The sequence below is a fragment of the Acinetobacter sp. neg1 genome, assembly GCF_000788125.1.
In the GTDB taxonomy this organism is placed as follows: domain Bacteria; phylum Pseudomonadota; class Gammaproteobacteria; order Pseudomonadales; family Moraxellaceae; genus Acinetobacter; species Acinetobacter vivianii.
On the sequence record NZ_JSZD01000006.1, the window covers coordinates 660,173 to 681,919 of the forward strand.

Consider the following 21,747-nt stretch of genomic DNA (forward strand, 5'->3'; position numbering starts at 1 on the left):
TTATATTGAGAGCACGTAATGGCCCTGCCATTTTCACGTTTTGCCGATTATTTTATGGCTGTAGCCAAAACAGGAAGCTTGAGAAAAGCAGCCGATCAACTTTTCATTTCTGTATCCGCAGTCCATCGGCAAATTATTCTGGCGGAAGAAGAACTTGGCGTGAGTTTATTCGAACGGCGACCAAATGGATTAAAACTCACCTTGGCTGGTGAACTGCTCTATGCCGATTTACGTACTTGGCAAAAAAGCTTTCAAATCACGCAAAAACGTTTAGGTGAAATTCAGGGTTTGCAGCGTGGCTCAATTGAGTTTGGAATGATTTCTGCATTGAGCGAAAGCTTTGTCAGCACCGTTATTCAGTCAATTCACCAACAATATCCATGGATTAATTTTCAAATTCGTGTATTGGACAGTGACAATGTGGCTGATCTGGTAATGAATGCAGATCTCGACTTTGGCTTGATTCTTAATCCTAAACATCAGCACCAATTACAGATCAGTGCATTTATAGAAATGCCCTTAGGCTTTGTGGTTCCAAAGCAACATCATTTAGCCCATAAAGAAAAAATCTATTTCTCGGATACACTGGAGTTCAATCATATTCTGCCTGCCGAACCTTTGATTATTCATGATCATGTTACGGCCCTATATAAAAAACAGGACTTTCATCCACAGCATAAGATTGAATGCAATGATATTCGTATGATGATTGCCTTACTCAGACAAAACCTAGGTATTGGCCTGATGAGTTATCTGGATGCCGCGCCATACATTGAAAATGGTGAATGTGTATTTAGAAAAATTGACGATAATGGACTGCATCCGATTACGGTTGCGTTATGCGTTGCACCAAAACGGCAACTTTCCCGAATTGCGCAAATCATGATGAATCAGATCATTGCAGAAATGGAAGCACTAAAATTGCGCATGTACAAACATATTTAGCAAATAAAATTGTATTTTTGCACCAAAACAAATCAATTAAGCTATTGATTTTAATAAATATAATATTTGACACCCGATTATTCTATCGAGTAATTTGATGTGAAGATTCAATGATTTCACAATTTAGGCATTGCTATGGTTCAGTCCAATACAGACATTGATTTTACTGCCAATTATCCGCGGGATATGATCGGTTATGCTGATCGCCCTCCACACGCCCAATGGCCCAATCAAGCAAAAATCGCTGTCCAGTTTGTGCTGAATTATGAGGAAGGTGGAGAAAAACATATTCTGCATGGTGATGAAGGTTCAGAACAGTTTTTGTCTGAAATCAGTGGTGCCGAAAGTTATCCTGCACGACACCTTTCAATGGACTCAATCTATGAATATGGTTCACGGGTCGGTTTCTGGCGGATTCAGCAAGAATTTGCCAAACGCCAATTGCCCATGACTATTTTTGCTGTGGCGATGGCACTGCAACGAAATCCACTGGTCGTCGAGACGATTAAACAGCACAATTATGATGTGGTCTCACATGGCTTACGCTGGATTCATTATCAAAATATGGATATTGAAACCGAGAAACAACATATGGCTGAAGCCATGTACATCCTCAAAGACCTGTTTGGAGAAATGCCAACAGGTTGGTACACAGGACGCGATAGTCCGAATACCCGCCAATTATTGGCTGAATATGATCATGTTCAATATGACAGTGATTATTACGGCGATGACTTACCTTTTTGGACAACACTCAATAATGAAACGGGCACCACACGTCCCCATTTAATTATTCCCTATACGCTCGATACCAACGATATGAAGTTTGCTTCACCGACTGGTTTTAACCGTAGTGAAGATTTCTTTGAATATTTAAAAGACGCTTTTGATGTACTGTATGCGGAAGGTGCAACGAGTCCGAAGATGCTTTCGATTGGCATGCATTGTCGGATTTTAGGACGACCTGCCCGTTTCAAGGCGTTACAACGTTTTCTAGACTATGTGCAAAATCATGATCGGGTCTGGATTTGTACCCGTCAACAAATTGCTGAGCATTGGTATACGCATCATCCTTATCAAGGATAAGCAGTCTTACCAACAATCTATTGATATACAAATAATTATAATAATCTTAACGGGGTCTTGCCGAGTCCTCATCCAATTTCAAGATAAACCTGCGGTTCGCCCTACTTTTCTTTCGGGAAAAGTAGGCAAAACCATTGTCATTTGCAAAACCTGTCCACTTCTTGTATCTACCATATACTAACTAGCTGTATAAAACTTTATATATTATTGATACCATGCAGGTTGCAAATGACGTTTCCGAGTATCATATTTTCTGTATATCGCTCCATCTGTTTAGGCTATTTTTGCCATGTCCATACTCCGCTGCTGTAATAGCTTTACGGCTTGCTTTGCTTGCCAAGCCAACTCCATCATATCCAGATCAGGAATCTGATCATTCTCCATCACCATTTTCCCAGCAACAAACATGGCCTTAATATGTGCTCGTCCAGCACTCGCCACAGGTCCTATCGCCATGTCATGTAAACCAAAATAACGTGGATCGTCTAATTGATACACCACCAAATCAGCCTGTTGCCCGACCTCAATTGTACCGACTTGATCAAACCCTAATATCTTGGCACCACCCGCCGTTCCCCAACGGATCACATCCTCAATACTGGCAGCATCTGCCCCACCTTCAAATTGTCCACCCTCATACTGTGGTGTCGCCAACATGCCCTTTCTGGCCCGTTGCAATAACCATGCCGCATGGATTTCAGACAGCATATCTGCGGCTTCGTTAGAACCTGCTCCATCAACGCCAATCGAAATGGTCATGCCTGCCTGTTCCAGAGCAACAAGATCAGCAATACCACTGCCCAAACGTGCATTACTCTGCGGACAGTGCGCGATTCCTGTTTGAGTTTGGCCTAACAACTGAATTTCTTCAGGTAATAATTTCACCAGATGCGCAAACCAGACATCATTTCCAATCCAGTCCTGTTCAGCACAAAACTGGACGGGGGTCATACCAAACTTGGCTTTTGCGGCATCCAGATAGTCCACCGTTTCGGATAAATGACTATGCATCCGAATCCCGAATTGTCTGGCAATTTTGGCACTTTCCCGCAATTGTGCCGCTGTGGTCGAATGCAGGGTTGAAGTCGGTGCCATCACAATTTTTCGAAATGCATCTGAACCTGATTGATGATATTGCTGCACCAAACGCTCAATATCCATCATATAGTCTTCAAACTTTTCAGGACGTAATGCTTGTGGCAACTCACTTTCCAAACCGCAACCTGTGCAGGTAATCAGGAATAATGCAGCAAACATCAGAGGTAAATCTAACTGAAAGCCTGCTTGCAAGATTTGATAAGCCAAACCTGCACTGGTTCCACCCGCTCCAGCAACAAATTCGGACACCACAGCACCGATCAGCGCTAAGCCACAGGAAATACGTAAGCCACCAAAGAAATAAGGCAGAGCGTTCGGTACACGTAAGCGCATCAGAATTTGCCAGCGACTGGCTTTATTGATTTGAAAAAGATTGAGCAAGCCTTTATTGACACTACGCAAGCCCAAAGTGGTATTGGTCAGTATCGGGAAAACCGCAACCAGCATGGCACAGACCACCAATGCCAAAGTTGTATTTTGAATCCAGATAATGACCAATGGTGCAATCGCAACAATCGGTGTGACCTGAAATAAAATGGCATAAGGCATAAAACAGGCTTCGACCACACGACTTTGTACAAACACAAAAGCCACCAATGTGCCGATAATCACCGCACACACAAAAGCCAATAAGGTGATTTTTAGCGTGACCCATAAACTGCCAAATAACACACTGGACTGATTGACCATCGCCATAACGATATCACTCGGCTTTGGCACCACATAAATAGGCACTTCTAGCTGTTGAAAACTCAACTGCCAAAACAACAGGAAGATCAAACCAAGCCCAAGTGGCGCAGCAATACGTTGTACAGTTGGATGTTGTATCAAAGGTTTAATCATGGTGATGTCCTCCACTTGCCTCAGCCAATAATTGCGATAGATGCGAACATTGTTGAATAAAGATGTCTGAGCTTCTAAAGGCTTCGTCACGCAGATAAGGCCCTTCAATTTCCAGATCGGCGACCACCCGCCCAGGTCGCGCGCCCATCACAATCACACGCGAAGATAAATACACCGCTTCATAAATACTATGCGTGACAAAAACCACGGTTAAATCACGTTCAGACCATAATTGGCGAATATCGCTATCCAGTTTATGGCGGGTAAACTCATCCAATGCGCCAAAAGGTTCATCCATTAACAACAAGTCTGGTTCCGTCACCAGTGCCCGAGCCAACGAGGCACGCATTTGCATACCCCCTGAAAGTTCGCGTGGGTAGGCTTTGCTAAACGTCTCTAAACCTACGGCTGCTAAAGCCGCCATCACTTTCGGGGTACTAATCGATTTTGAAATATGTTGTAAATCGAGAGGCAAACGAACATTGTCTTCAATATTGCTCCACGGCATGAGCGTTGCTTCTTGAAACACCATAGCCATTTTGCATTGGGATTGAATATCAGCTTTACCATTCCAGCGCACCAATCCGGCAGATGGGTGCTCCAGATCAGCAAACATTTTGAGTAAGGTACTTTTACCGCAACCTGATGGCCCAAGTAATGAAACAATCTCACCACGTGCAATATTTAAATCTAAACGCTGTAATGCATTGGTGCCATTCGGATAAGTTTTCTCTACGCCTCTGGCCATGATCATTGGCGTGACAAAGCTTGAAGATTCATGGATTGGCGTATCCATTGGTAAAGCAGAATTCATATGGTTTCCCCTTTGTGCCAGTGCCCTATTTTTTTAACCCTAAAAAAACCTGATCGACATTCCAGATTATTTGGCTGGTTTAATAAATTGCGTGGTATAAGCGGTTTTCCAATTGGTTTTAGTGTTCAGCAACCCTGCACTCACCATAAAATCTCGCGTTGCTTTCCAACGTGCATCCGTCATGACGCCAATGCCTTGGGTCTTGGCATCGCCACCATCAATCAATTTCAATTTCCGCATTTGTCCTACAGCAAAAGTGAGTAACTCATCATTCATATTTGGATTTTCTTTTTTAATCACACTATTGCCCAAGCGCGGATCAGCTAAATAGTTTTTCCATCCCTCCATAGACGCCTGAACAAAGCGACGCAGCACATCAGGTTTGTTTTGAATCACGTCATTTCGTGTCACTAAAATACCGCCATAAGCTGGATAGCCAGCATCAGCAAATAAAAAGAAATTACTTGATGGTTCGGCTTTTTTGGCCTGAAAGACTTCAGAGGTCGCATAGGCTTGTTGTGCGACATTTTTGCCTGCTAAAAAAGGCTGCATATTGAAGGTATACGGGCGAGCTTGTGCTGCATCTAATTTATATTTGCCTTTTAACCAAGGCCACCAGCTTGCTTGTCCACTGGTCGAGACCAGGATCGTTTTTCCTTTCAGATCGGCCAAAGACTTTACATCGTTATGGGTTAGTACACCTTGCGGATCAAACTGAAATGGCGCCGCAACCGCTTTAATCGGAAAATTGCTTTCAATGCCTTTTAAGACCTGTAGGTCATAATTAATAATAATGTCAGCACGTTTTGATAATAATAAAGTCATGTTATTGACTTGTGGCCCACCGATTTTAATATCGACATCAAGGCCGTATTTTTTATAAATTCCTTGTGCCAGTGCCTGATAATATCCACCTTGCTCAGCTTGCGCATACCATGTGGTTTGTAACACAAGTTTATCTGCTGCATAACTGGTTGAGCTGAGAACGGTGACAAAGCCCAATAACGCGCTCGCGATAACAGTACGTCGTCCTTTGCCTACATAGTGCTGAATATTCATAAGTAACACCCCTAAATCTGTATGGATTCATCTTGCTATTCTTTTTAGGGGGTCAATCAATGTATAAGCTACACATTTCTCTCAAAGCCAAACCCAATTGGCTTTGTCCCCGAAAGAGGAACAGCAAACGCTGTAGAGCAATGTCCCGCGTGTTTGATACACACTGACCGCTTATACTCAGTAATGATTTAGCAAGCTCTGTGCCAAGATTGATTTCATTTTATTTTTCATAGGTATAATCTAGTTTGAATTTATTTTTGATTATTTTTAGATGAATAAACCGTATTCATTATCTTGTTTTGTAGGCCATAAAAATAAGACTGTATTAAAAATGCACTATTTTAAAACAGCTCAATGCGCAGAAATGAGTCACTTATGCTGACGATTTAAATCCAAATAAGTATTTCAATGCAATCTTTTATAGATTGCTTATTCATCTCGACACAACTGTTCAACCAACAAACCTTTATCAGTTTCCCGATATTTCACGCTCAAGCCCATTGTATAAATTGTTTGTGCTGAATGCCCTCCACGAGCTGCTTTATAAACTGGTATAAAAAATGCTTATGTGTTTATGTCAGAGTAGAAGCGTTCAGCATACAGTCACACCAACTGCTATGTGGGTCATTGCTCAGAAATCAGCTCACACTCTTCATGAGAAAATATCTTTTGGAGAAAGTGCGGCTCTTTTTTGAATGTGACCCCGTCTCTTTCAGTTCATTTGATTGGGTCACGGTTTATCCAAAAGATGAGGTTGAAATATGAATAGCGCTAACATGACTCCAATCGCTGAAAATGACTACAGCTTAGAAGAACTACAAAAAGAAGCCCGTATGGGTGCTTTGGGACAAGAAACCTTTGAACGTGAAGTTCGGGTGATTGATTTATCCAACTTTGAACAACGAAAGTATGAGATTGCAGAACAGCTTTGGGCAGCAGCAACGGATATCGGTTTTTTTCAGGTCGCAAATCATGGGATCCCTTTGGAGCAGATTCAAACAGCTTTCAACATGACACAGCAATTTTTTGCTTTACCTGAACCTGTCAAAGCGCGTTATCCACTGAATCGCAATGCAGGTTGGGAAAGTAAAGCACAAGTTCGTCCTTCGACCAGTACGCCAGATCAAAAAGAATCCTACCAAATCACTCGTCCCCGGATGGAAGGACTTTACCCAAGTGAGCAGGAATTACCGAACTTTAAAAATACCATGCTGGAATTTGAACAGGCATGCTGGCAAGTCGGTATGAAAATCCTCTCCTGCTTTGCGTATAAACTGGGTTTTGCCGATAACTTCTTTGCACTGGCACATGATCCTGAGCAAGACAGCTATCAAAGTACCTTAAGAATGCTACATTACTACGCGATTGATCCTGCACTGAAAGATCAATTGGGACTATGGCGTGCAGGTGCGCATACCGATTTTGACTGTTTAACCCTACTGTTCCAACGTCAAGGACAAGGTGGTTTGCAAGTCTGTCCTGGCAAGGATATGGAACAACAGCAATGGACCAGCATCGCCCCCCTTGATCATGTGATTACCTGTAATATTGGCGATATGCTGATGCGTTGGAGTGATGACCAATTACCTTCTAATTTCCACCGCGTCAAAAATCCAGAAGCCAATGAATATCAAGGGCCGCGTTATAGTCTGGCGTTCTTCTGCCAAGCCAATGAAGATGTGATCATTGAAAGCCCACAAAAGAAATATCCTGCAATCACGGCGAAAGAATATTTAAAACAACGCATCAGCGCCAACTTCAAAGGTAAATATTAATCCTCTATTCTTTGCAGACAGAGATAGATCGTCTCTGTCTGTTATTTCAGCTTTAGTCTATTTATTTTTATCATCTATGGTGGTGTTTACGGACTTTTTTGCGATCTCTTCTGATTTCTTTTCTTGGGTCTTTTTTGAGGGATAATGACTTTTCCCGTACCTAAACCTCTGACAAAATAATTAAAAAGATAAATAAATAATAAACCAAAATAAAAAAACGGGAATATGGTAAAGACACTAAATGTACTTTCCCAAAAAAGTACACCAATCCGATAATTATAACCTAACTGGATAAGGGCACCTCTACGACTACCATCCTGAAAGGTGATATTCTCTAAAAGAAAATGGCTCATCCCCATGATAAAGCAGAATAAAAATATCCCTGAAACAATTGTTTTTTTAATCAATGGCTTCTCCAGCCACGGATGTCTCTTCGATGCCTCAAACTCAGCTTGAAAGAATTTACGATAAATTTTTTCCTGAAATGCTTTGTTCACGCCTACTTTCTGAATAAATAACAGGCACATGTAACAACCCAAAACAAAGGCTAAAACAGTACAATAAATACTTGAAAGAATAGTAAAAAATGGCAATGGCCCTTTAGTTCCCACCGTAATCAGCATCTGCTCTGTAATATAGCGATAAACCTCATACTGCCACTGATTGCGTGGATATGCTGGAAATAAAAAGAGTGGTAAAACGAATACGATAATCAAAAATATGGTATGTATTTTCGTTTGCCTTTTTTCTTTAGCTTGTTGTTCAAGCGCCAAACGCCTTTGTTCTAATTTTTCTTGCTTCTTTTGCTTTGTATGCTGTTCAAGCAACTCTCTTGCTACATAGCGTTTTGTTGACATAAAAAATAGAAATAAATATTTAGGTTATATACAAAAAATCTTAATTAAAAAATAAAAAGATTCGAATATTAATATGCTTGAGGATTCTAAATTAAAATGAATCTCCTTCCAATATTCTAAAGTCAATATATTTTTCAATATACAGTCAGAGATTGACGATCTCTGACTGAGCTAAAGCTTCAGTGATCCATAAAGATTGTGATAAATGATGCACATCGCAATTACTGCCGCCACCAATCCGATCTACCACTAAAAAATCACTGTTTGCTTCTAAGGTAATTAAAGGATGGTGCCATACACCTTGATGATAAGTAATCCCCTGTTGTCCGTTACTCATAAACGCATAAATTCGTTGCTCATCAGGTCGTGTTTGGTCAAATGGCAACGCCACAACAATAATAAATTTCTGCTGCTGTAAAGGAATAAAAGACTGCGAACCATACGGATGCCGTTCTAACATCTCAATTTGGAATGGAATCTGAGTTGCAAATAAATTGTGAAAAATGCTCATCCCAACCGCAACCTGCTCTCCTGAAATTTGTGCCAGTGAAAGCGCATGATAACGTTCAGTGAGTCCCTGATTAATTGGGATAAAGTCTTTGCCGTTCTTTTCAATCAAATCGCCAAAGGGAGCAAAGCTGTCCTGAGTTAAAGGTTGAATCTCAATATTTTTTTCATGCATATATTTATTCTCGGCCATTTCTTATCGCCCCATTGAATCACAATGAGGCGATTACTCATGAGAAATTACTAAACTACTTTTCCCCATAAACGAATCCGGCTAATTCCACCATCAGGAATCATATTCACGCGGATATAATTCACTTTTTGATGCTGAATGACTTCTGCTAGATATTCATGAATATTGTCCATCGTTAAAGGTTGCTGTTCCAATAAAAATGGCCAGAACATACTCTGTGGAATCAGTTGTGCATCGGTTGCATCTTCAATATAAGTCGCTTGTATTGAACAAAATGCGGGGAAATTGCCTTTGAAATATGCGGTATCGACTTCAATTTTTTCAACTGATCCAGCTTGTCCCAAAGCAATAATGCACCAATCAAAACCAGGTGCACGACGGCGTTTAGTTTCCCAGCCATCACCCATGTTTAAACCACGATCAGGATTGAGCAAATTATTTGGATGCCCAAAATGTGCATCACTAAAAGCCACAATACGCCCACCATTTTTTAAACCAATCAGGTCGATCTGCTGAGATGTATCTACATTTTCGACCACCACACGGCCATATACCCTTAAACGGGCAATCCCTCCATCCGGGAAAATATTGATGCGGATATGCGTAATTTTCTGCGCGCTACAATCAAAAAAATGATGCTGATCTGGGGATAAAACCGAATTTTCTAATAAGGGTATCCATTCAATATTGTCTAATTGATTGTCTGGTGCATAACACCCTTCTACCGAGGCAGAAGCTGGATAATTGCCTGTAAAGAAAGAAGTATCAATATCAAATCCAGATACCAGCCCTGCCACACCTAGACGGACAATACACCAATCATAACCAGCTTCACGCTTGCGTCGGGTTTCCCATCCGTCCATCCATTTACCATTGTCATCATATTTTCCCTCAACAAATTGAGCTGGCGTGCTTTGCAACATTCTTTCTGCTTGTGCAAAGAACTCATCTGAACAGCTCACAATCGTTGCACCAATTCGGGCATCAGCAAGATTGGTTAACGCTTGAAAATGGCTCGGTAAAGTTACTGTTTTGGCAATATGCACTGTCATCGATCAATCCTGAACATTTCATTTCTATTCTATTATGCAAAAACCAGTCCAACTGGTCTGACCTGTTATCAAAATATAGCGATTTTTTATCAGGAACAACAACAAAAATAGAAATTTTGTGTAGAATCAAATTGTTCATTTTAAAGATAAGGTACGTGGCTTATGAGTCCACAAGCAATGCTCAATGGAAAATCATCTCAGGTGACTGAGCAAGCTGTGGAAGTGATTCATCAACGCATTCAGCAAGGTACTTATCCTGTCGATTCAACGCTCCCTTCGCAACGCGATCTTGCAGTTCAGTTAGGCATCAGTCGGGCTTCCTTGCGTGAAGCTTTAACACGTCTTGCTGCCTTGGGATTATTGGAAATCAAGGCTGGCAAAGGCGTTTACGTTATTTCAAAACATAGTCAGGCTGCCGAGCAATGGGAGGGTGAACACCGCGTTTCACTCAAGGATTTCTATCAATTACGCTATGTACTGGAAGGTTTTTGTGCCCTACTAGCTTGTGAATATTTAACTGAAAATGATAAATCGACCTTAGAGCAACATTACCAATCGCTTGCCGCTGCAATCAAACAACAAGACTGGACAACAGCTTCTGAGGCAGATTATGCTTTTCACCAGCACATTATTGAATTGAGCCACAATCAATCTATTATTCAAACACTTAAAATGCATACCGAATGGATTAAAAAGAGTCAGATTCTTCCTTTTGTTCAGCCTAATCTGGCATTTAAAACCATTCAGGAACATGAGCTGATTCTACAAGCCTTGTTTAGACAAGATGCAGAAGCGGCTGAAAAAGCCATGCAAGCACATATTATTGGTGCGGCACAACGAGCAGGCGTATATTTCTCTCGACATGACAATTGAATATCATCAAACAACTCAAATTAATTGCTTAAATCATCACCCTGCACCACTTTGCATCATGTCCCGAACCACATCAATGCAAGCTCAATAATTATGCATTTTAATAAAGCAAAACATCTGGTATGACCAGTTAAACCAGTTATTAAAATTGGCACACTTCTCGCTTAGAACTGTTTAGAAACTTTTTTAAATATTTAGGATCTGAACAATGAATATTGCAATTGTTGGTGCTGGTATGGGTGGTCTAACTGCGGGTATCGCTTTAAAAAAATTTGGGCATCAAGTTACCATCTATGAACAAGCAGCCGAGATCTTACCTGTAGGTGCAGCGATTTCACTTTGGTCAAATGGCGTGAAGTGTCTTAATTATTTAGGTTTAACCGACCAGATTCAAGCCTTAGGCGGTCAAATGGAATCTTTGGCCTATGTTGATGGTCTCAGTCAGCAAACCATGACGCAATTCAGCTTGTCGCCTTTATACAAGGAAGTTGGGCAACGTGCCTATCCTGTTGCCCGAGCCGATCTACAGCATTTATTAATGCAGCAATTTGGTCTGGAAGATATCAAACTGGGCATGAAAATGACCGCGATTGAAACGCATCAAGATGAGGTGACCATTCATTTTCAGGATGATTCTCAAATCAAAGCTGATTTACTGATTGGTGCAGATGGTACACATTCCCTCACCCGACAATTTGTACTCGGCTATCAAGTCGAACGTCGTTATGCAGGTTATGTAAACTGGAACGGATTGGTCGAAATTGATGAAACCATTGCACCTGCCATGCAATGGACAACCTATATTGGTGAAGGTAAACGCGTATCGCTGATGCCTGTTGCACAAAACCGTTTCTATTTCTTTTTTGATGTGCCATTAGATGCAGGGCTAACAAATGATCGTGCCTATTACAAACAAGAGCTAAAGGCCCATTTTAAAGGTTGGTGTGAACCTGTACAAAAACTCATTGACCGTTTAGATGCACATAAAACCAACCGTGTTGAAATCCACGATATTGAACCGTTTATGGACTTCTACAAAGGACGTGTCGTGTTATTAGGCGATGCAGCACATAGCACCACGCCTGATATTGGACAAGGCGGCTGTCAGGCAATGGAAGATGCGATTTATCTTGCTCGTGCCCTGCAAATTAATACCTTTGGTCTGGAAGATGCATTGGCACGTTATCAAAACAAACGTAATGATCGTACCAAGGAAATGGTCTTAAGAGCACGCAAACGCTGCGATGTCACTCATATGAAAGACCCTCAAGTCACCCAAGAATGGTATCAGTCTCTCTATCAGGAACAAGGTTCACATATCATGCAAGGCATTATAAGCAATATCGTTGGGAACCCACTGGATTAGAACTTTTTTAATGGTCGCCCCCTAATGAGGGGGCTTTTTTTTCAACGGACTTTTAAGACATAAAAAATGCATATCTCGATTGAAATATGCATTGATTGAACAGCTGATTCCTTAGAATTTATAAGTCAATGCAAAACGGTTCTGTAAGAAATTCTTGTCATAACGTGGAGAAGTCTGGATACCCGCAAAATTACTGACACTAAAACCTTTTAAAGCCCCTGTAAAATTATAAATCCCAAACAGCATATATTCAGATTGGTTTCGGCTGGCAACATGCTCTGCTTCCTTTAAATCCATAAATGAATAACGCGCTCCAGCAATCACCTGATCAGACACTTTCCCTTCCAAAGACAACATGAAGGCATTACCCGCACCTAAATCCTGAGTACTGGTAAAAAATGGCTGAGCAAAAATTTCACCTGAAGAGGTTTTGGCAGCATAAGGCGTTAAAAGTGCGCCATTCAAATACCCCTCCCGATCCGGTTTAATATAGTTATATGCAACTTTTAAAGTCGCCTTAGGTAATAGCTTAACTGCCGCCTGTGCACCAAAAATCTGACTATTTACCTCACCAGCTAAAGCTTTGCCTTGATCTTTACCTGAAATATATTGCAGTGAAAATTCAGGAGCATATTTAATCTTCGGCATTGCCAAATCAGCTTGTGTATAGATCAAACGGGTATAGCCATCATAACTTTGATACCACAACTGCGTTTTTAGACTTCGATCTTCGGCTAAGTTGAACCGCTTCCCGACACCCACTGACCAGACACCATCGGTTTCCAGATTCGAGTTTTGACGAGAGCTTTTTGTAAACTCATCTTCGCCATAACTTTTATATTTATTGACTTTGGTCAGACGCAAGAAATCGTCATTGTTCCCAATCTGGACATCGGCTGCCTGATATAAAAACATCAAAACACGACGGTCTGCATAATCCCCCATAAACGGTAAATTGAGACGCTGATTACCAATGGTCACTCTGGCTAAATCATTCTTCCAACTTAAATAAGCTTCTGCCAGACCATCTCGATCCTCTTGCAGCTCAGGTACTTCGTCATTTTTATTTTTCTCATCTAAACGGCGTTGTATGTCATATCCAACACCTGCCTGTATGCCATAAAAAGGCGCTGTTTCATATTTAATATAGCCGCCGATGACAGCCGTATCCTGATTCAGATTATCCACAAAATAAGCATTATTGAGTGAGTAATAGGTCGATTTCACTGCGCCATGAACACTTCCACAGGCAAATGCCGCAACCAGTCCATCACCCGCCTGACAATCTTGTTGCAGATTCAACAGATGATTTAGACTGGTATCAGCCGCCCATGCCTGCATGGCTGAGGTCATAGCGAACATGAGCATTGCTGATTTTAATTTAAAATTTCTCATAAAATTCCCCATAAGATTTCATTTAAAAATCGCTTTAGGTCTTTAAAATCCTGTTTTTGGCTTTTTCAAGACAAAAACTCCCCTAGACCTATTCAGTGTTGAATAAGCAACTTTTAAATTTTTCGAATAAAAAGTGTGGTTAGGTTAAAAAATCAGTTCCAAATCAATCTCGATCAATGCCCTGAATTTAGAGGCACTGTTGCGACATCAACAGACTTTTTACTCAATGGTAAGTGGTTAAAAATGATGTTAAGCAAAATGGCGGTGATACAAGCCGAGCTAATGCCTGAATGCAATAAGGTTTTTACCCAAGTTGGGAATTGTGCATAGAACTCCTGATTGACAATAGGAATCATGCCAATTGCCAGTGAAGTCGCCACAATAATCAGATTTTTGTGATCGTTATAATCAACTTTGGCTAAGGTTCGTATACCACTTGCGGCAACTGTACCAAATAACACAATGCCAGCACCGCCCAAAACAGGCATGGGAATCGAGGCAACCAGACGCCCCACGATCGGCAATAATCCCAGAATAATTAAAATGCCACCCGCAGTCGCCACCACAAAACGGCTTTTCACCCCTGTAATCGCAACCAACCCGACATTTTGAGCAAAAGCCGTTTGCATAAATGAACCAAAGATCGGAGAAATTGCACTCGATAACATATCCGCGCGTAAACCATCACCAATACGTTTCGAATCCACTTTAGTTCCAACAATTTCACCAATCGCAATAATATCGGCCGTGGTTTCCGTCATGATCACTAAGGTCACAATTGTCATGGAAAGAATGGCAGAAAACTCGAATACAGGAGAACCGAAATGAAAGAAGCTAGGGAATGCAAAGATAGAACCTGCAGCAACCTTTGAAAAATCAGTAAATCCAGCAATATAAGCAAGCACAGTCCCTAGAATGATTGCTGCCAAAATTGCGAGCCGACGTAAAATCTGGCTACGCAACATACTAAAAATAATCACAATCGCCAGCGTCATCACCGCCAAACCGACATTGGCTGGATCACCCCAGTTTTCAGCTTTAGGATTACCGCCCATAATCCAGCGGATCGCAACAGGCATCAGTGAAATACCAATCATGGTAATCACACAACCCGTCACTACAGGTGGAAAGAAGCGAATGATTTTTGCGAAAAATGGCGTCAGCAATAAACCAATTAAAGAGGCGACGATCACAGCACCAAAGGCAGATGCTAATCCTCCACCCGTACTCACAATAGCCAGAATGGTCGCAACGCCTGCAAAAGAAACACCCTGTACAATCGGTAATTTTGCCCCGAAATGTTTAAAACCTATGGTTTGTATAACCGTCGCCAGACCACCTACAAATAAGGCAGCAGCGACCAGTAATCCAATTTCTGAAGCTTCCAGACCTGCTGCGGCTCCAATAATCAATGGCGGTGCAATGATTCCACCATACATAGTCAACACATGCTGTAAACCATATAAGATGTTTTTATTCATGCCTAAATATTGATGTTCTGCCGAGATAAGTTCATCTCGTTCTGGATGGGTGTTGTCTTGATGCATGGTTAATTCCTCAAATTAAATTCATAAGGTCCACATTGCTTGCGTTGATTTAGCTGCCACGATAAGTTGAATATGAAAAAGGACTGATCAATAAAGGCACGTGATAATGCTGTTGCGTATCCACGACCTTAAAATCGATACAGACGCTTGGATAAAAACTGTCTGTGTTCAAAGCCTGAAAATAATCCCCCACTTCAAAAATCAATTGATAATTGGCTTGGATGAATGAGTCGATTTTGAATGCAGGAATACGACCATCTGCATCTGTGAACTGTTCATCCAGTAAAATATATTGATGATTGATTTCCTGACGTAATTTCACCAATACCTGACGAGCTGGCTGACCAAGGGATGCATTTAAAATATGTGTGCTAATACCCGCCATTATTGAATCTCCTGTTTTAAACGAATCAAGGCAATTTCAGCCAACTGTTGTTTTACTTCGGCTTGCTCTTGTTCAACCGTATTGAGTAATCGACGTTGTAGTTCAGACAAGATCTGTTGTCCCGAACGACCCGCAGCGCGAATCAGGAAAATATGCCCAAATTTGTGCTCATAATCTAAATTGCCCTGATATAGCGCCAGTTGTACGACAGCATCTGTTTCAACTTGAGCTTGTTCACGTTGGGAAAATTGCTGTTCTTTTTCAGACAAAACCGATGCTGCTTTTTTCTCACCAATGCGCGGATGTTGTGCCAAAGCTTCTGCAATATCAGACCATGACCATGTCTGGGCTTGTGCAACGGCAACTTGATAAAGCTGGTCTATAGATAGATAAGGACGTTGTTGTACCAGTTCAGAACCCCAAGTCGGGATATGTACACACGCTTGTAACACACGCCCTGCTTCCACTGAGTCCAGTTGATTGAATGTTTCTAGCTGCATCGCTGCTCCAATTTAACGCATTGTCTGACTGGTCAGACCAGATGTATTAAATTAAGCAATGACTATGCCAATTATTATGTGTGGAGCTTTGAATAGCATTTATTAAAAATGAGCTGGATATCCAAATAAAAAAACGGCAATCACTGAGGATTGCCGTTTTATGTTTTTAACGGTAAATAAAGATTTAGTTCAAGCTATACGCAATCACATAATCTCCATGATCAGGCGATTGACGCGCGCCACCCGCAGTAATCAATACATATTGCTTACCTGATTTCGGTGACACATAACTGATTGGTGTACCTTGGCTGCCCACTGGTAAGCGTGATTTCCAAAGCTCTTTGCCCGAAGATGAATCCAGTGCGCGCAAGTAATAATCTTGAGTTGCAGCAAAGAACACTAAACCACCTTGAGTTGCCATTGGACCACCAATGGTTGGCATACCAATCGGAACAGGCAAGCCCATTTTGATTCCCATCGGGCCAGTATCCTGTACAGTTCCCATTGGCACTTGCCATGCAACCTGACGGGTTTTCATATCCACTGCGGTCATGGTGCCATACGGTGGTTTTTGGCAAGGGATCATCAATTTCGACCAGAAACGATCTTTATTGACTTTGTACGGTGTTCCTTTCATCGGTACCGCGCCCATACCGGTATTGACTTTTTCTCCTCCATTGGCTTGAACAGCCAGATCTTCAGGTGTTTGTTCAATCAACTGAATCCATAGGCCTAAGCGCATGTCATTGACGAACATGTATTGATGGCTTGGATCAAAAGCGATACTGCCCCAGTTCATACCGCCTAGAGAACCTGGGAAGCTCAATGATTTATCGGTGCCCGGTGCAGTAAACAAGCCTTCATAACGCATTGATTTGAAGTTGATACGACACATCAATTGGTCAAATGGTGTAGTCCCCCACATATCAGACTCAGTTAAGGTCTGGTTACCAATCTGTGGCATTTCTACCGAACGTGGTTGTGTCGGGCTGTATTGTTCTCCTGGAATATCCGCAGGCTTCACCGCTTGCTCAACCACTTTTGTTAATGGCTGACCTGTTACGCGATCCAATACAAAGAACTGGCCTGATTTAGTACCAATCACCACAGCTGGCTTATTACTACCATCCTTCATTGGGAAATCCACCAAGCTTGGCTGCATTGGCAAATCAAAATCCCAGAGGTCATTATGCACCGTTTGATAGACCCACTTTTCCTTACCTGTAGTTGCATCTAAAGCAAGAACGGATGAGTTGTATTTGTGATCCAGTGGTTGACGATTACCGCCCCAGACATCGACAGATGAGCTACCCATTGGCAAGAATACCGTGTTCATCTGCGGATCATAAGACATCGCTGCCCATGAGTTTGCTGAACTACGTTTATAGGTTTCTCCATCCTTCAACACATAGTTTGGATCAGGATTGCGTGGATCAAAGGCCCAACGTAATTCGCCTGTAATGACATCGTATGCACGAATCACACCACCTGGCATATCGGCAGCAAAGTTATCGGCAATACGGCTACCTACCACAATCACCGTACCAGCAATGGTTGGCGCTGAAGTGACTTCAAAACGTGGTGCTGTGGTTCCCTCACCCAAGCCTTTGAGCAAGTCAACGGTGCCTTCTACACCAAAGTCTTTACAACGTTCGCCCGTATCTGCATTGACTGCGATTAAGCGACCATCTGGTGTATTGGTATAAACACGACGTAGGCATGAGGTATTGTTTGCCACTGCTTTTACAGGGGTCGCTCCCGCTAGAGTCGGCTGAACCAATGCTTGCGTTGAGTCAAAATAAGCAACACCACGGCAACGCTCCCATGCATCCGATTTGGAATTGACTTCCGCTTTCCAGAGTTGTTTACCTGAATCAGCTTCCAACGCGAAAATGTTGTTATGTGGCGTACACAGAAAAATCTTATTGCCCACTTGTAGCGGCGTCATCTGATCTTCTGCACCATTTCCTGAACCTGTGGTGAAATCACCCGTACGGAAACGCCAGACTTCTTTCAACTGGTGCACATTATCGCGTGTGATCTGATCCAGTGCAGCAAAACGGCTACCCCCTGAATCCTGACCATAATGCGCCCAGTTGGTCTGCTTCATATCCGTTTTTACAGGAATCAGTGGTAATGCCTCACCAGAAGCCGTCACGGTTGGATGTGGCTGGAACATCTGATAAAGGCCAATCACCATGCCAATAACCGTCAATATTCCGAGACCATAAGCAGGTAAATCTGCACTTGGTTGAAATTGATAACGACGAATGGCAGGTAAAGTAAACATCAAGGCCGCAAATAAGCCTGCGGGAAACATCAGTCGAGAAAATAAAGGCCAGAACTCCAAGCCAGCATCAAACAACGACCAGACTATTGTTCCCGCAAATATCAATGTAAATAACCAGACACCCAGCGCTTTTTTCTTAAAAATAAAAAATGCCGCGATCAGCGTTAATACACCTGAAATCACGAAATACCATGATCCGCCTAAGGTCGCCAGCTTTACCCCACCGACTGTAAAAAACAGTCCTGTCAGTAATAAAACCAGACCTAAAATAAAACACCATATTTTCAATATGGTATGCGAGCTTGAAGATTCAGACATCTGTCATACTCCTGTATTAGAAATTCACACGCATGCTCAACCCTGCAACCCATGCATCATCAACTTCTTTAACACCAGCAGGTTGATGAATATATTGCAGGTTCGGTCTTAACATGACCGCAGGTGACCACTGATAGGTGTAATTCAGCTCAACATTGAGCTCATCACGCTGAACGGGTACATAATCTGCAGCAAGCGCATCGTATTGGTCATAACCACGACTCTGGTTAATTTCAATTTGACGATCTTTATAACGATCATTTACGAGGTAATTGGCAATACCAAAACCAATTGAATCATTTGGACGACCATCAAAAGGCCCTTTGTACCAGAGTGCCAGTTGCTGGGTACTGTTGACTGCTGTAGTGGCTTTATCATTCACCACGGCATTGAAACTGACGTACAAACCACGTTTTGGATCGTCGCCTTTTTGGCTGAGTTGTTGTTGTGCATTGAGCCAGAAACTATGTTTACCATCATGTACCTTGCCCACGGTCGCAATATCATTTGCTTCAGCAGTTGAATACAGTGCCCCGACTTTATATTCACCAGACAAGCCATTAAAGACAGCAAGTTTTGGTCGCCATGCCAGTTCTACAGGAATGGTCGCCCCTTTGACGTGGTCCATATCCAGATTAAAACCATCACTATTCCCATCAGTTTTAACATTGTCTGGATTGACCTCATAGACACCTACGCCCAGTGTCCATTCAGGTGCGAATTGATATTTAACATTGGCGCCCCATAATCCAACAGGTAAGTTGTACCAGATTGAACCAATCGACTTTCCAAGCTGACCGCCACACAGTAACAGGTTCTGAAATTCGCATTGCGAGCCATTAAAATCTTCTGACATGCCCATACGGCCAATCTTGAACTGCACCGTATTGTCAACAAAACCCTTTTTCACCCATGCCTGACTCAAACGCCAGATTTTGCCGCGACCGTAGATTTCCTGTGAATTGCCTAGCGCACTAGAGCGAGGATCTTTAATCCGATCCAGCGTTAGCGCATTACCATCACGTTTGGTGATTAAAAGACTGGCACTAGTATTTTTCCAGCCTGCAATTTTCTCTAAATCAAAATTGGCGCCTAAAGACAATTGCGCTGCATTTTTAAAAGTATTGTTATCGTCATACCCACCATCCAGATTAGTGGCACTTTGACTCATGATCGAGGCCGTAAATTTATAGCCTTCTTTTTCCAGTTGCTGACGCTGGCCATCCCAGTCACCCAGTAGCCATTGGCGATCCTGTGACCACGGCTGATCCGCAAAACTAGCTTGAGCAGCACATACTGCAACTGCCAGACAGCTCATTTTGAGCAATAATGCATTCGATTTCATATTCAGCCTCCTTGCCGTTTATTTCAGTTTCACAGCTGAACTGAGTTCAGATGTCGCACCTACACGGTCAGTGATATTTGCTGTCACTGAAGCAACTTGCGCTGTTGGTTTCCAAGTCAGCGTTGCAGTTCCTTGTGCATTGGTTGCAGCAACCGCTGAACCTAAATAAAACTCTGCTTCATTTGAATTTGCCGATGAGTTTCCAAAAAACTCGACCTGATAACGCTGATTCGGCTGCCCTTTTACTTCGACTGCAATTTGCCCTTTAGACAAGGTTAATTTTGGTGCCTGAATATTCTGGTTCGGTTGTGCATTACAGCCTTGCTCATTGGCCTGTTTACAGGTCTTCTGCAAGTTGGCAGGATCAATCTTGACGCCATGACCGCGCGAACCCACATAATGCGCATGCTCCAGTCCAGGAACATCAAAAACAATCGCGCCTACACGTTGATTCGGTACGCAGCTTCCGCCTGCTTCACAACGTTTAATCTCTTTAGCATTATTCCAGATTTGGTTTTTAGTCAATGTAATATGTGCATCCGCGTCTTTCTCGGAACGAATCGCGATGCCGACCCGATTGCCATGTACTTTATTACTATCAAAGATATTGCCATCACCAGTCAGGTTAAAGCCGTTGGAGTTATTGGTTAGCTCGTTATAAGCAATATAGTTACGCTTGCCCCAGTTGATCTGTAAGCCATCTGAGTAATTTTCAAATTTATTACCGATCACCGCATTGTCATTGCCCCACAGGATCTCAATCCCTTGTGAGGGTTCAGGATTTGCTGCTGTTGAAATAAAATGGTTGTTAGCTACCAGATTAAATGCGGCACCACGAGTTAACTCAAGACCATCACCATTGTCCTGAAAATAGTTATTCAGCACTTTGTTGTTATTGGTTGTGGTCGCTGTTGGATTACCTTTGCCATCATCACCCGTCAGCATCACACCTGCGCCGCCGTAGTTATGCATGATACGGTTATTTTGAATCAGGTTATTACTGGCACGATTCATCAGAATACCGATACAGAAATGGCGGATTTCCAGCCCCTGAATGGTTACACCATTGATATCGCGCAATACAATACCAGGTAAAGTCGTGGTACGGACATTGGTTCCGAACTGCCCTTCAACTGCACCAGGGCAAGCTTCAACACCTGTTCCTTTAATATAATTCGATCCATCGACTGCAATAAACTCACCTGTTTTTGCCCATTGCGTCCCAATGATTTTTACAGGCGCTTTGATCTCAGGTAATGGACTGTTGACCTTAATGGCATAAGGCGCTTTGCCTACTGCCTGAATCAGAATCTCGCTGGCTTCAGTCGGCTTGCTATTGGCTTGTTCAATTGCCCAACGCAAAGAACCTTTATCTTTATCATCCTGATAACGATCAACAACATAAGTTTCTGCTGCTGCCATTCCCGAAACCGCCATCGCCATCGCTAAAGTGCTTAAACGTAAGTAAATTGCTTTCATGTCTAAAAATCCTTTTTAAA

General features: G+C 42.2%; 17 protein-coding genes and 2 pseudogenes. 5 read left to right on the plus strand and 14 right to left on the minus strand.

Annotated features, from left to right (window positions below; translation table 11 throughout):
• Window positions 1-18 precede the first annotated feature (18 nt).
• Window positions 19-945 carry a LysR family transcriptional regulator gene (locus tag PJ15_RS04110; RefSeq protein ID WP_047428256.1) on the plus strand — a complete coding sequence of 309 codons (927 nt, stop codon included), beginning with the start codon at window positions 19-21 and terminating at the stop codon, window positions 943-945.
• A 135-nt stretch (window positions 946-1,080) separates the two neighbouring features.
• Complete coding sequence (gene puuE, locus PJ15_RS04115; protein ID WP_047428258.1) at window positions 1,081-2,031, plus strand: allantoinase PuuE; 951 nt, start codon at window positions 1,081-1,083, stop codon at window positions 2,029-2,031.
• Between the two features lie 273 nt (window positions 2,032-2,304).
• Here the strand turns inward: puuE and PJ15_RS18705 are convergent.
• From PJ15_RS18705 to PJ15_RS04130, 4 genes and pseudogenes are all read right to left on the minus strand, one after another.
• Window positions 2,305-3,249 (minus strand): annotated as a pseudogene (locus PJ15_RS18705) (amidohydrolase family protein); the annotation flags it as partial.
• Window positions 3,244-3,972 (minus strand): annotated as a pseudogene (locus PJ15_RS18710) (ABC transporter permease); the annotation flags it as partial. The pseudogenes PJ15_RS18710 and PJ15_RS18705, both read right to left, overlap by 6 nt.
• A complete protein-coding gene (locus PJ15_RS04125; RefSeq protein WP_047428261.1) occupies window positions 3,965-4,786 on the minus strand; it encodes an ABC transporter ATP-binding protein in 822 nt (273 codons plus the stop codon). The gene PJ15_RS04125 and the pseudogene PJ15_RS18710, both read right to left, overlap by 8 nt.
• A gap of 66 nt (window positions 4,787-4,852) precedes the next feature.
• Window positions 4,853-5,845, minus strand: a complete 993-nt coding sequence (locus tag PJ15_RS04130; protein WP_047428263.1) for an ABC transporter substrate-binding protein — start codon at window positions 5,843-5,845, stop codon at window positions 4,853-4,855.
• A 761-nt stretch (window positions 5,846-6,606) separates the two neighbouring features.
• Between PJ15_RS04130 and PJ15_RS04135 the strand changes: the two genes are divergently transcribed.
• The gene (locus tag PJ15_RS04135) at window positions 6,607-7,620 is read left to right on the plus strand and encodes an isopenicillin N synthase family dioxygenase (RefSeq protein WP_047428265.1); all 1,014 of its coding nucleotides are present in this window, start codon (window positions 6,607-6,609) and stop codon (window positions 7,618-7,620) included.
• A gap of 86 nt (window positions 7,621-7,706) precedes the next feature.
• Here the strand turns inward: PJ15_RS04135 and PJ15_RS04140 are convergent, their stop codons facing one another.
• From PJ15_RS04140 to alc, 3 genes are all read right to left on the minus strand, one after another.
• On the minus strand, window positions 7,707-8,477 hold the full coding sequence (locus PJ15_RS04140; RefSeq protein ID WP_047428267.1) for a hypothetical protein: 771 nt from the start codon (window positions 8,475-8,477) through the stop codon (window positions 7,707-7,709).
• Between the two features lie 145 nt (window positions 8,478-8,622).
• The gene (locus PJ15_RS04145; protein WP_047429157.1) at window positions 8,623-9,159 is read right to left on the minus strand and encodes an ureidoglycolate lyase; all 537 of its coding nucleotides are present in this window, start codon (window positions 9,157-9,159) and stop codon (window positions 8,623-8,625) included.
• Window positions 9,160-9,227: 68 nt separating this feature from the next.
• On the minus strand, window positions 9,228-10,229 hold the full coding sequence (gene alc / locus PJ15_RS04150) for an allantoicase (RefSeq protein ID WP_047428268.1): 1,002 nt from the start codon (window positions 10,227-10,229) through the stop codon (window positions 9,228-9,230).
• A gap of 162 nt (window positions 10,230-10,391) precedes the next feature.
• On the opposite strand from alc, the gene PJ15_RS04155 reads away from it, so the two are divergent.
• Together PJ15_RS04155 and hpxO are read left to right on the plus strand one after the other, a co-directional pair.
• Window positions 10,392-11,102 carry a FadR/GntR family transcriptional regulator gene (locus PJ15_RS04155; protein WP_047428271.1) on the plus strand — a complete coding sequence of 237 codons (711 nt, stop codon included), beginning with the start codon at window positions 10,392-10,394 and terminating at the stop codon, window positions 11,100-11,102.
• A gap of 208 nt (window positions 11,103-11,310) precedes the next feature.
• The gene (hpxO, locus tag PJ15_RS04160) at window positions 11,311-12,468 is read left to right on the plus strand and encodes an FAD-dependent urate hydroxylase HpxO (protein WP_047428273.1); all 1,158 of its coding nucleotides are present in this window, start codon (window positions 11,311-11,313) and stop codon (window positions 12,466-12,468) included.
• Between the two features lie 111 nt (window positions 12,469-12,579).
• On the opposite strand, the gene PJ15_RS04165 is transcribed toward hpxO, so the two are convergent.
• From PJ15_RS04165 to PJ15_RS04195, 7 genes are all read right to left on the minus strand, one after another.
• Window positions 12,580-13,863 (minus strand): OprD family outer membrane porin, encoded by a 1,284-nt coding sequence (locus tag PJ15_RS04165; protein ID WP_047428276.1) that lies wholly within the window; start codon window positions 13,861-13,863, stop codon window positions 12,580-12,582.
• 173 nt (window positions 13,864-14,036) lie between these two features.
• The gene (locus PJ15_RS04170; protein WP_047428279.1) at window positions 14,037-15,410 is read right to left on the minus strand and encodes a nucleobase:cation symporter-2 family protein; all 1,374 of its coding nucleotides are present in this window, start codon (window positions 15,408-15,410) and stop codon (window positions 14,037-14,039) included.
• Window positions 15,411-15,459: 49 nt separating this feature from the next.
• Window positions 15,460-15,795: a hydroxyisourate hydrolase gene (uraH, locus tag PJ15_RS04175; RefSeq protein WP_047428280.1), complete on the minus strand. Its 336-nt coding sequence runs from the start codon at window positions 15,793-15,795 to the stop codon at window positions 15,460-15,462.
• Window positions 15,795-16,295, minus strand: a complete 501-nt coding sequence (gene uraD / locus PJ15_RS04180; RefSeq protein WP_047428282.1) for a 2-oxo-4-hydroxy-4-carboxy-5-ureidoimidazoline decarboxylase — start codon at window positions 16,293-16,295, stop codon at window positions 15,795-15,797. The genes uraH and uraD overlap by 1 nt, the downstream gene beginning before the upstream one ends.
• Window positions 16,296-16,479: 184 nt before the next feature.
• Window positions 16,480-18,903 carry a glucose/quinate/shikimate family membrane-bound PQQ-dependent dehydrogenase gene (locus PJ15_RS04185; protein WP_047428283.1) on the minus strand — a complete coding sequence of 808 codons (2,424 nt, stop codon included), beginning with the start codon at window positions 18,901-18,903 and terminating at the stop codon, window positions 16,480-16,482.
• A 16-nt stretch (window positions 18,904-18,919) separates the two neighbouring features.
• Window positions 18,920-20,248: a carbohydrate porin gene (locus PJ15_RS04190; protein ID WP_005258199.1), complete on the minus strand. Its 1,329-nt coding sequence runs from the start codon at window positions 20,246-20,248 to the stop codon at window positions 18,920-18,922.
• An 18-nt stretch (window positions 20,249-20,266) separates the two neighbouring features.
• Complete coding sequence (locus PJ15_RS04195; protein ID WP_047428286.1) at window positions 20,267-21,727, minus strand: right-handed parallel beta-helix repeat-containing protein; 1,461 nt, start codon at window positions 21,725-21,727, stop codon at window positions 20,267-20,269.
• Between the last annotated feature and the right edge of the window lie 20 nt (window positions 21,728-21,747).